This is a genomic window from Streptomyces sp. NPDC002845 (genome assembly GCF_053591955.1).
On record NZ_JBSFUU010000010.1, the window covers coordinates 104662 to 115686 of the forward strand.

Here is an 11025-nt window from a genome sequence, read left to right on the forward strand (position 1 = left end):
ATGTTGAGGACGGCACGAGGCGGCCGAGCGCGGCTGGGACAAGAAGGTCGGCGCGGGCGTGCGCACCACGAGCCAGTACGACGTCGACGGAGTCATGGGCGCCCCGTCCGGAAGGATCTTCCGTTGAGGTCTTACACCGGCTCCACAGGCCGAACAAGCCTTGCAGCTGCCCGCCGTGTCCCGGGTGATGGTCGAAACTTCCCCGAGGAACGCTGCCTCATCCGTGGCCTGCTCGCTGGTGGGACAGAAGCGGTACTTGAAAGCAGGCTTCACCCGCCGCTTCAGGCTTACACGCTGATCCACTTTCACGGTAAGGGCATTGCTTTTCGCCAGAATTCCGCATCGCCTTCCCACGCGACAAAGATGCGGAGCCCCAGCGCCACCCCGGGAGGCGGCAAGTGAAGTTCACGGACGGCTACTGGCTGCTGCGCGAGGGCGTCACCGCGGCCCACCCGGTCGAGGTCCTCGATGTCTCCGCCGAGAACGGCACACTGGAGATCCACGCCCCGACCCAGCCCATCCGCCACCGCGGCGACCTGCTGAAGGGACCGGTCGTGACGATCAGCGCGCACGCGCCGATGCCGGATGTCATCGGCGTCACGTTCACGCACTTCGAGGGCGAGGAGCCGCGCGGCCCCCAATTCGACCTCACGAGCGAGGTCCGGGGGTCTGGGGGATGTCCCCCAGAAGAACACAGCACGCCGCAGACCTCGTACGACGACGAGCACGCCACCCTCACCGCGGGCGCGCTGTCGGTCAAGGTCAGCAGGACCGGCCCCTGGCACATCGACTTCCTCGCCCACGGCCGCGCCCTCACCACCAGCGGCCCCAAGGGCATGGGCATCATGCGGGACGCGACCGGCGCCCACTATCTGCGCGAGCAGCTCAACCTCGGCGTGGGAACGTCCGTTTACGGCCTCGGCGAGCGCTTCGGGCCACTCGTCAAGAACGGCCAGGTCGTCGACATCTGGAACGCCGACGGCGGTACGGCCACCGAGCAGGCGTACAAGAACGTGCCCTTCTACCTCACGGACGCGGGCTACGGCGTCTTCGTCGACCACCCGGGCAAGGTGTCGTTCGAGGTCGGCTCCGAGACGGTGTCGCGGGTCCAGTTCAGCGCCGAGACACAGCAGTTGACGTACTACGTCATCTACGGCCCGACCCCGAAGGACATCCTCCGCAAGTACACGGCCCTCACCGGCCGCCCGGCCCTCCCGCCTCCCTGGTCGTTCGGGCTGTGGCTGTCCACGTCCTTCACGACCTCCTACGACGAGACGACGGTGACGTCCTTCATCGAGGGCATGCGGGAGCGCGAACTCCCGCTCTCCGTCTTCCACTTCGACTGCTTCTGGATGCGCGAGTTCAACTGGTGCGACTTCCAGTGGGACCCGCGGGTGTTCCCGGACCCGGAGGGGATGCTCCAGCGGCTGAAGGGCAGGGGTCTGCACATCTGTGTGTGGATCAACCCGTACATCGCGCAGCGCTCCCCGCTCTTCGCGGAGGGCAAGGCGCTCGGGCATCTGCTGCGGCGGCCGGACGGGAGCGTCTGGCAGTGGGACCTGTGGCAACCGGGCATGGCGCTGGTCGACTTCACATCGCCGGCCGCCCGCGAGTGGTACGCCGCCAAGCTGGAGGCGCTGCTCGCGCAGGGCGTCGACTGCTTCAAGACCGACTTCGGCGAACGCGTGCCGGTGGATGTGGCGTACGCGGACGGCTCCGACCCGGAGCGGATGCACAACTACTACACCTACCTCTACAACCGCACGGTCTTCGACGTGCTGCGCAAGCACAGGGGTGAGGAGGAGGCGGTCGTCTTCGCCCGCTCGGCGACCGTCGGCAGCCAGCGGTTCCCCGTGCACTGGGGCGGCGACTGCGAGGCGACGTACGAGTCGATGGCCGAGTCGCTGCGCGGCGGGCTGTCGCTGGGGCTCTCCGGCTTCGGCTACTGGAGCCATGACATCGGCGGTTTCGAGGGGACGCCGACGCCCGCGCTGTTCAAGCGGTGGATCGCCTTCGGGCTCCTCTCCTCCCACAGCCGCCTGCACGGCAGTTCCTCCTACCGCGTGCCGTGGCTGTTCGACGAGGAGTCCGTGGACGTGCTGCGGCTGTTCACCCGGCTGAAACTGCGCCTCATGCCGTACCTCTACGAGGCCGCGCGCGCCGCCCACGCCGAGGGGGTGCCGATGATGCGGGCGATGGTCCTGGAGTTCCCGGACGACCCCGGATGCGCGCATCTGGAACGGCAGTACATGCTCGGCCCCGATCTGCTGGTCGCGCCCGTCTTCAGCGACGAGGGGGAGGTGGCGTACTACGTCCCCGAGGGCACCTGGACCCACTTCCTCAGCGGGCGCACGGTCACCGGGCCCCGCTGGGTGCGCGAGCGCCACGGCTTCAGAAGCGTGCCGCTGCTGGTGCGGCCGGGGTCGGTCCTCCCGGTGGGCGCCGTCGACGACCGGCCCGACTACGCGTACGCCGACGGGGTCACGCTGCGGGCGTACGAGCTGGAACGGGGCGCCCAGGTGACGGTGCCCGTCGGTGACCTGACCTTCACGGTCGTACGGGAGGGGGACACATTGCGGGCCTCGTGCAGTGATCCGTCGGCGCCCTGGGGGCTGGCCGTGGGCGAGCGTGAGGTGCGGGCGAAGGCCGGGACCGGGTTCCTCACGGTGGAGCTGGGCTGATGGTGAAGATCACTGATGTGGCACGGCACGCCGGGGTCTCACCCAGCACCGTCTCCTACGCCCTGAGCGGCAAGCGCCCGATCTCCGAGGAGACCCGGGCCCGCGTCGAGGCGTCCATCCGCGAGCTGGGCTACCGGCCGCACGCGGGCGCACGGGCGCTGGCCAGCAGCAAGTCGAACGTGCTGGCGCTGGTGGTGCCGCTGCGGGCCGGTGTCCACATACCGGTGGTCATGCAGTTCGCGGTGTCGGTGGTGACGGCGGCCCGGCGCCACGACCACGACGTGCTGCTGCTCACCCAGGAGGAGGGCGAGAACGGGCTGCGACGGGTCGCGGACACCGCGCTGGTGGACGCGCTGATCGTGATGGACGTCCAGCTCCACGACCCCCGGCTGCCGTTGCTGCGCGCGCTGGACCGGCCGAGCGTGCTGATCGGGTTCCCTTCGGAACCCTCCGGACTGACCTGCATCGACCTCGACTTCAAGGCGGCCGGTGAACTGTGCGTCGAGCATCTGGCGCTGCTCGGGCACCGGATGGTCGCGCTGGTCGGGTCGCCGCCGGAGGTGTACGTACGTCAGACGGCGTTCGCGCAACGCGTGGTCCAGGGTTTCACGGCCGCCGCCGACCGGAACGGCCTCGCCTCCGCCGTCCACCCGTGCGAGGCCTCGCCCGCCGCCGCCCGCGCGGTCGCCGAGCAACTGCTGCGGGAGCAGCCCGCGTTGACGGGGGTCGTCGTCCATAACGAGGCGATCCTCGAACCTCTCGTCGACGCCTTCGAACAGCTCGGCCTGCGCGTGCCGGGTGACCTGTCGGTCACCGCGATCTGCCCGGATGAGCTGGCCGAGTCGCTGCGGGTGCCGGTCACGTCGATCGCGTTGCCGTCTGCTGAGGTGGGGGCGCGGGCCGTGGAACTGCTGATGGAGAAGCTGACCGGCACCGCCGTACCGGAGGCGACGCTGCTGCCGCCGAGGCTGACGGAGCGGGCGAGTACGGCGCCGCGCACGATCGCGTGAACAGCCGTTGATCGTGCTGCCGGGTGGGGGGCTGGTGTGCTGTACTTGGATGCGGAGGGCGCCGCACTGGGCGGGAAATGCTTTACTCAGGCGGAGGCCCAAGCTCAACAGGAGCGTGTCGGATGTCCCCAGGAACCGTGGGGATATCCGGCTAGCTGCTGAGCCACCAGAGAAGGTGGGCCCCGCTCGGAGCGCTAACTCCGAGCGGGGCCCCGGCTCAACAGGAGCCCGTCGGATGTCCCCAGGCCGTGTGGGGATATCCGGCTACCTGTTGAGCCACCAGAGCAGCCACCTCCTCGCGTGCTTTGCCGCCCGCTCCGGCAGAAGTCGGATCAGCCGCATGACGAGAGTCGGTTTCTGCTCCTCGTGACAGCCCATGTGGGGGCGTCCTCCCTTCGACGTGAGGCGGCCTGTCACGGTCCCGGGACCGCTCTCGTCGGGCCGGGCCCCGACGAGGTGGGGCCCGGAGTGAAGGGAGGACGCACCCATCGGGCACGTCACGGCGTCAGACTACCGTCTCCAACACACCCGGTGTGCGGGAATCCACACACAGTGACCGGCGCTCAGCAGCGGGCGGGCTTGCGCCACGCGCACTCGACGTCGGCGTTCGTCCCGACGCGACGGACGGACGTCGAAGTCGCCGCCTCGGCACTCGACTTCGCGAGCGTCTCCACGATCGCGTCCTCCAACGGCTTCACGGACGAGGCCAGATAGTTGTTGAGGACGATGCTGAAGACGAGTTCGCGTCCCCCGGCGTCTGTGACGTACCCGGACAGGGCCGAGGCCCCCGTCAACGACCCGGTCTTGGCGCGGGCGTTGAGCGCGGCGGGCGTCCCGCACATCCGGGACCGCAGGGTGCCGCCGACGAACCGGTCGGGGTCGCAGGCCACCGGCAGTGAGCGGTACCAGTCGGCGTACCAGGGCTCGGCGCGCACGGCGAGGAGCAACTTGGTGAGCTGTCCGGCCGGGAAGTTGTTCATCCGGGACAGTCCGGAACCGTCGACCTGCCGGATCTTCCCCGGCTCGGCGCCCACGCCCTTCAGGTAACCGCTGACCGCCGCGAGCCCGGCGCTCCAGGTCCCCTCCCCCGAGACCTCGTACCCCATGGCCTTGGTGAGCGCTTCGGCGTGCATGTTGTTGGACAACTTCATGAAGGGGATCAGCAGGTCCTTCAGGGGCATCGAGGCGTGCTCGGCGAGCTTCCTGGCGGCCGTCGGTGTGGCCCTTCCCAGGCGGGTCGGCCCGGTGACCTTCACCCCGTGCGCGGTGAGCGCGTCCCGGAAGACGGCGGCCGCGTACCCGGTCGGCTCCCACACGGCCACCCACTCCTTGGTCCCGGCACCCCCGACGGGTGTCGTCCCGCTGACCACGATGGTGTTCGTGCCGTGCTCCCGCTCGACCCCGAGGGTGTTCGCCCCGCCTGCGGCGACCGTGGTGGCCCGTACGTCGATGTCGACGTACCCGGTGTCGGGCGTGACCGTGACCGTCGGCTCGTCCCCGGCCGTCGCACCCGGGGTGACCTGCACGATCACTGTGCCGGTGTCGTAGTCCGTGTCCGGCGCGACGCTGAGCGCGCTGATCTGCGCCGAGTAGTACGCGGACTCGTCGTCCACCGCCCAGGACCGGCCGAGCCGCTGGTCGTCGAACCGGGTGTCGTCGGCGATCAGCCGCCCGCCGACCCGCTTGATCCCCGCCTCGGCGATCCGCGCCGCCAGCCGGTCGTAGTCGGCGGCGAGCAGGGTCGGGTCTCCGGTGCCCCGCAGATACAGGTCTCCGGCGAGTGTCGAGCCGTACCGCCGTCCGGTGGCCAGCACGTCGGTCGTGAACCGGTGGTCGGGGCCGAGGATCTCCATCGCGGCGGCGGAGGTCGGCAGTTTGGTGTTGGAGGCAGGCATCAGGCGCGTGGTGGGCTGGTGCGCGTAGAGGAGGTCACCGGTCCGGGCGTCGGCGACCACCACGCTCGCCTCGCCGCCCTCCATCCGGGCGTCGCCCAGGATCGTGTCGACGGCCTCCGGCAGCCCACTGGCATCGGAGTCCGCCCCGGCCGGCGCGCTCCAGCTGAGGGTGGCGGCGACGAGGGCCAGGGCGGCGGCCCAAGTCCAGCGGCGGGTACGGGAGTTGGTGCGCTCGGTCTGAGGTGTGACTCGTCTCACGGGTCTGCTCATGCCTCAGCAGCATCCCGGACGGCGGGGACGGGGGACAGGGGGCGTCGGCCGATAGACCGGAAACAGTGACCGGAAAACACAGGGGGCCCGATGGTCGTGATGACCACCGGGCCCCCTGTCACATGGGAATTGTGGAGATGGCGGGAATCGAACCCGCGTCCAACGGTGCGGAACCAGGGCTTCTCCGTGTGCAGTTCGCTGTGCTTTTCTCGGCCCCGGCGATCACGCGAACAAGTCGCCGACGGGCCCAGTCACTGTTTGATTTCCCTCTTCACCCCGTGACCGGGATCAAGGTTTAGTCCCCTAGCTGATGCCAGGATCCGGGTCGGGAACAGCCCCGGGCTGACACTCCCCTAGTAAGGGGCAGTCGCCTCGTTACCTGAGATCAGGCAGCGAGGGCGAACTGCGTCGCCTTGGGAGAATCGCTCTTAACAGTGGCGATTATTTTTTTCGGCCTGTGGTTTACGAGATCATGGCCGCTTCCTCGACACGCTTCCCCTGCTTCGACAGCCGCTGTCGAAACCGATCATCCCCATGTTGATTTTTCAAAGCGGGCCTTTCGGCCCATGCACCCGCTGTGAGGTGCAGGTCCCATCGTACGTGACCAACGCAGGCGCGTGCCAGCGTATTCCCCGCGACCGGAGCCGGCCCTACGCCCGCCCCTACACCTGCTCCTACGCCCGCTGCTTCCGCCGTACCGCCGACATCGCCCGGTCCGCCTCCCGCCGGTCCTGCTTCTCCCGCAGGGTCTGCCGCTTGTCGTACTCCTTCTTGCCCTTGGCGAGCGCGATCTCGACCTTCGCCCGGCCGTCCTTGAAGTACAGGGCGAGGGGCACGATCGTGTGACCCGTCTCCTGGGACTTGGCCTCCAGCTTGTCGATCTCGACCCGGTGGAGGAGGAGCTTCCGCTTGCGCCGGGCGCTGTGGTTGGTCCAGGTGCCCTGGCTGTACTCCGGGACGTGCACGTTGTGCAGCCATGCCTCGTGCCCGTCGAGCTGCACGAAGCCGTCGACGAGGGAGGCGCGGCCCTGGCGCAGCGACTTCACCTCGGTGCCGGTGAGGACCAGGCCGGCCTCGTAGGTGTCGAGGATGTGGTAGTCGTGCCGCGCCTTCTTGTTCTGCGCGATCAGCTTGCGCCCTTTTTCCTTAGCCATAGTGCTGGCCATTTTCGCACTACGGAGGGGGTGGGCGGGAAGTGGATTACGAGGGACCGCGCCGGGGTGCCCACGACCGGCTACGACGGGTCCCCGAGCCCGCTCAGCACCGTCTCGGCCCGCTCGATGGCGTCCTGGTCGACTTCGAGGTCGGGGGTGATGCCCTGGCCGTCGACGCCGCGGCCGGAGGGGGTGCGGTAGTGGCCGACGGTCAGCTCGGCGACGGAGCCGTCGGGGAGGCGGCTCGGCATCTGGACCGAACCCTTGCCGAAGGTGCGGGAGCCCGCGACGACCGCGCGGCCACGGTCCTGGAGGGCCCCGGTGAGCAGCTCGGCCGCGCTCATCGTGCCGCCGTCGACCAGCGCGACCAGGGGTCTGGTGGTGTCGCCGCCGGGTTCGGCGTGCAGGGCCCGCTGGTCGCCGTCGACGTCGTACGTGGCGACGAGGCCGCCGTCGAGGAAGGCGGAGGCGGCGGTGACGGCCTCGGCGACCAGCCCGCCGGAGTTGCCGCGCAGGTCGAGGACGATGCCGGAGTTCTCGGGGGACCCGTCGACGGCGGCCCGGACGCGGTCGCCGGCGCCCTTGGTGAAGGCGGCGACCTTGATGACGGTGACCCCGTCGGAGAGCTGGTGGACGGTGACCGAGTCGGTGGAGAGGCGGGCCCGGCGCAGGGTCTCGCTCCACGCGCGCGTGCCCCGCCGCAGGTCCAGGGAGACGGTCGTACCGGCGGCGGAGTCCTCGGCGTTCTCCGCCTCACCGCGCAGTAAGGAGACGACCTCGGTGACGGGCCTGCCCTCGACGCTCTTGCCGTCGACGCTGAGCAGCCGGTCGCCCGTGCGAATGCCGGCGGCGGCCGCGGGCGAGCCCGTCTGGACGCGGGTGACTTCTATACTGCCGTCACGCTCGCGCCGGGCCCACAGTCCGACGCCGGTGTACTGGCCGTCGAGGGCCTTCTCGAACTCCGCGTACTCGCTCTCCGAGTACACCGCGCCCCAGCGGTCCCCGCTGCGGCTCACGACCCGCTCGGCCGCCTCGACCGGGGACTTGCCCTCGGCCATCGCCTCGGCGGCGGCGTCGACGACGTCCTCGTGGCGCCCCGTGGGGGCGGAGGAACGGGAAGCGACGGTCTTCCGGTCCGTACGGTTCCGGTCATGGCCACCCGGGTCGCCGAACGAGCCGGTGGCGGCGCCCGTGGCGAGGACGCATCCGAAGACCAATGTCAGGGCGGCCCCGCGGCGGATGCGGCGGGGCTGGCAGAACCGGTCACGACCTGACATGCCGGTGAGTCTAGGACAACGAAGAGGGCCGTACGGGCGGTTGCCCGGACGGCCCTCTTGGCATGCGTCACACCTTCAGGTACTTGCGCAACGCGAAGAACGCGGCCAACGCGGGCATCAGAAAACTCGCGGCGAGGATGAGCGGGAGCTTGGTGAGGACCGAGTCCCAGCCGACGAAGTTGATGAGCTGGAGCTTCTCGGAGAGCGCGACCCCGTTGTCGATCACGAAGTACTGCCCGAGAACCAGGAACCCGCACGCGATGCCGCCGCCGATGAGCCCGGCGACCGAGGCCTCCATGATGAACGGCGCCTGGATGTAGAAGCCGGACGCGCCCACGAGCCGCATGATCCCGGTCTCACGACGACGGCTGAACGCCGAGACGCGCACCGTGTTGACGATCAGCAGCAGCGCCACGACGAGCATCATGAACATCACACCGCGCGCGGCCCAGTTCAGATAGCTGAGGAGCGTGAAGAGGTTGTCCAGGAGCCCCTTCTGGTCCTGCACGGACTGCACGCCGTCCCGGCCGTTGAAGGCGCTCGCGATGACCTGGTACTTCTCCGGGTCCTCCAGCTTGATGCGGTACGACTCCTGCATCTGGTCCGGAGTGAGGGAACTGGCCAGCGGGGAGTCGCCGAACTGCTCCTTGTAGTGCTTGTAGGCCTCGTCCGCGGACTCGTACTGGACGCTCTCGACGATGGACATCTTGTCCAGGTCGGTCTGGATCTGCTCCTTCTGCTCGGTGGTGACCGCTCCCTTGGCGCAGTTGGGGTCGGAGGCGGCGTCGGCCTTGTTGCAGAGGAAGATCGAGACGTTGACCTTGTCGTACCAGTAGCCCTTCATCTGGTTGACCTGGTCGCTCATCAGGAGCGAGCCGCCGAACAGGGCGAGGGAGAGGCCGACGGAGACGATGACCGCGAAGGTCATCGTCAGATTGCGGCGGAGACCGACACCGATCTCCGAGAGTACGAACTGCGCGCGCATGGCGTCTTCTTCAGGCCTTTCCGGTCCGTGGACGGTGGGGACGGCGGGGACAGCGGGTCAGTGCTGGTAGCCGTAGACGCCGCGCGCCTGGTCGCGGACGAGTCGGCCCTTCTCCAGCTCGATGACACGCTTGCGCATCTGGTCCACGATGTTCTGGTCGTGCGTCGCCATCACCACGGTCGTGCCCGTCCGGTTGATCCGGTCGAGCAGTTTCATGATGCCGACGGAGGTCTGCGGGTCGAGGTTGCCGGTCGGCTCGTCCGCGATCAGCAGCTTGGGCCGGTTGACGAAGGCGCGGGCGATGGCGACCCGCTGCTGCTCACCACCGGAGAGCTCACCGGGCATACGGTCTTCCTTACCGCCCAGCCCCACGAGGTCGAGCACCTGAGGCACCGACTTCCGGATCTCGCCGCGTGACTTCCCGATGACCTCCTGCGCGAACGCGACGTTCTCACCGACCGTCTTGTTCGGCAGCAGCCGGAAGTCCTGGAACACCGTCCCCAGCTGGCGCCGCATCTGCGGAACCTTCCAGTTGGACAGCCGTGCGAGGTCCTTCCCCAGGACGTGCACCTGCCCCTGACTGGTCCGCTCCTCCCTGAGGATCAGCCGCAGGAAGGTCGACTTTCCGGAGCCGGAGGACCCCACGAGAAACACGAACTCACCCCGCTCGACCTCCAGGGACACATCCCTGAGCGCAGGCCGGTTCTGCTTGGGGTAGACCTTGGAGACATTGTCGAATCGGATCACGGGTACACCACGAGTCGCCGGGGGTAGATGAGCGTGACCATACGCGAACCGGGTACGAGAGCGCAGGCACCGGTAGGGGATGGGTCGGGGTTGTGCCTTTTTGTACGGGGGGCAGGGGGCGCCGCCCCAAAGGGGCGCGGGGCTGTGACATATGCGGCTCCGCCGCGTGGGCGCGAGCAACCACACACACGCCGCAGCCGCGAGACACCCGAAACCACCCCTCCGGTAGCGCCCCGCTCACCCGCGGAGCACCCCGTCGCGGAACCTGGCACAGTGGAGGGGGGAACGGTCGCGTTCCCCGAAGCGTTGAGTACATGGAAAGCCGGTGCGAGGAGGGCGAGGCGCATGACGTACGACCGGTTGGTGTGCGCGAACTGCGCGGCGCCCGTCACTGAGGGTCGCTGCCCCGTATGCCGTGCCAACAGAGAGCGGCTGCAGCAGGAGAGCCCCTGGGCGGGGCTGAACCCGATGACGCTGATCGCACTGCTCGCCGTACTGATCGCGGCAGTGGCCCTGCTGGCCCACCAGACGGCATAGGCGGCGCGGGGCGACACAGGGCGTACACGAGACAGGGCATACGAGAAGGGCCCGGAGCGAACTGCTCCGGGCCCTTGCCGTGTGTACTACGTGTACTACGTACTACCGGGTACGCCCGTGCCGTCAGGCAGCCGCGCCGCGGCCGGCCACGAGACGGGGCAGCAGCCGGAAGCCGACGCCACCGGCGATCATCGTGGCGGCGCCGATCAGCAGGAACGTGGTCTCGGCGGCACCCGTCTCGGCGAGCTCGTCGCCGCCACCCTGGGCGGTGGTGTCGGAGGAGGCCTCCGTGCCCGTCTCGGTCAGCGACGAGGAGCCCTGCTCCTGGACGGCACCGTCGGAGCCGCCGTCGGGGTCGGTGTTGTTGTTGCCGCCACCGTTGCCGACGTTGTCGTCGCCCGGGGCCTCCTCGGTGGGCTCCTCAATCGGGTCCTCAGCCGGCGGCTCCTCCCCAGCCGGAGGCTCCTCC

The 11025-nt window shown here is 69.2% G+C and carries 9 protein-coding genes and 1 other RNA gene; 3 read left to right on the forward strand and 7 right to left on the reverse strand.

The annotated features are described in order from the left end of the window. The first annotated feature begins 398 nt into the window (after positions 1-398). Together yicI and ACWD3C_RS09670 are read left to right on the forward strand one after the other, a co-directional pair. Complete coding sequence (yicI, locus tag ACWD3C_RS09665) at positions 399-2681, forward strand: alpha-xylosidase (RefSeq protein WP_451141903.1); 2283 nt, start codon at positions 399-401, stop codon at positions 2679-2681. Next, positions 2681-3691, forward strand: a complete 1011-nt coding sequence (locus tag ACWD3C_RS09670) for a LacI family DNA-binding transcriptional regulator (RefSeq protein ID WP_451141905.1) — start codon at positions 2681-2683, stop codon at positions 3689-3691. The genes yicI and ACWD3C_RS09670 overlap by 1 nt, the downstream gene beginning before the upstream one ends. A 563-nt stretch (positions 3692-4254) precedes the next feature. On the opposite strand, the gene dacB is transcribed toward ACWD3C_RS09670, so the two are convergent. From dacB to ftsE, 6 genes are all read right to left on the reverse strand, one after another. Further along, positions 4255-5856 (reverse strand): D-alanyl-D-alanine carboxypeptidase/D-alanyl-D-alanine endopeptidase, encoded by a 1602-nt coding sequence (gene dacB / locus ACWD3C_RS09675; RefSeq protein ID WP_451141907.1) that lies wholly within the window; start codon positions 5854-5856, stop codon positions 4255-4257. 129 nt (positions 5857-5985) lie between these two features. Beyond that, positions 5986-6390: a transfer-messenger RNA gene (gene ssrA, locus ACWD3C_RS09680) on the reverse strand. A 140-nt stretch (positions 6391-6530) separates the two neighbouring features. After that, a complete protein-coding gene (gene smpB / locus ACWD3C_RS09685; RefSeq protein WP_451141909.1) occupies positions 6531-7010 on the reverse strand; it encodes an SsrA-binding protein SmpB in 480 nt (159 codons plus the stop codon). An 80-nt stretch (positions 7011-7090) separates the two neighbouring features. Continuing rightward, positions 7091-8287: a S41 family peptidase gene (locus tag ACWD3C_RS09690; protein WP_451141911.1), complete on the reverse strand. Its 1197-nt coding sequence runs from the start codon at positions 8285-8287 to the stop codon at positions 7091-7093. A 67-nt stretch (positions 8288-8354) separates the two neighbouring features. Next, positions 8355-9272: a permease-like cell division protein FtsX gene (ftsX, locus tag ACWD3C_RS09695; RefSeq protein ID WP_451141913.1), complete on the reverse strand. Its 918-nt coding sequence runs from the start codon at positions 9270-9272 to the stop codon at positions 8355-8357. Between the two features lie 57 nt (positions 9273-9329). Next, positions 9330-10019 carry a cell division ATP-binding protein FtsE gene (gene ftsE, locus ACWD3C_RS09700; RefSeq protein ID WP_451141915.1) on the reverse strand — a complete coding sequence of 230 codons (690 nt, stop codon included), beginning with the start codon at positions 10017-10019 and terminating at the stop codon, positions 9330-9332. 345 nt (positions 10020-10364) lie between these two features. Here ftsE and ACWD3C_RS09705 point away from each other — a divergent pair, with 345 nt between their 5' ends. After that, positions 10365-10556: a hypothetical protein gene (locus ACWD3C_RS09705; RefSeq protein WP_451141917.1), complete on the forward strand. Its 192-nt coding sequence runs from the start codon at positions 10365-10367 to the stop codon at positions 10554-10556. A gap of 123 nt (positions 10557-10679) precedes the next feature. On the opposite strand, the gene ACWD3C_RS09710 is transcribed toward ACWD3C_RS09705, so the two are convergent. Continuing rightward, positions 10680-11025 (reverse strand): LPXTG cell wall anchor domain-containing protein (locus tag ACWD3C_RS09710; RefSeq protein ID WP_451141919.1); only part of this gene is annotated, 346 nt, incomplete at its 5' end.

Coding starts and splice junctions, on each gene's coding strand:
- ACWD3C_RS09690 (WP_451141911.1), bottom strand. CDS start 8,287: ATGTCAGGTCGTGACCGGTTCTGCCAGCCCCGCCGCATCCGCCGCGGG.
- smpB (WP_451141909.1), bottom strand. CDS start 7,010: ATGGCTAAGGAAAAAGGGCGCAAGCTGATCGCGCAGAACAAGAAGGCG.
- ACWD3C_RS09705 (WP_451141917.1), top strand. CDS start 10,365: ATGACGTACGACCGGTTGGTGTGCGCGAACTGCGCGGCGCCCGTCACT.
- ftsX (WP_451141913.1), bottom strand. CDS start 9,272: ATGCGCGCGCAGTTCGTACTCTCGGAGATCGGTGTCGGTCTCCGCCGC.
- ACWD3C_RS09670 (WP_451141905.1), top strand. CDS start 2,681: ATGGTGAAGATCACTGATGTGGCACGGCACGCCGGGGTCTCACCCAGC.
- dacB (WP_451141907.1), bottom strand. CDS start 5,856: ATGAGCAGACCCGTGAGACGAGTCACACCTCAGACCGAGCGCACCAAC.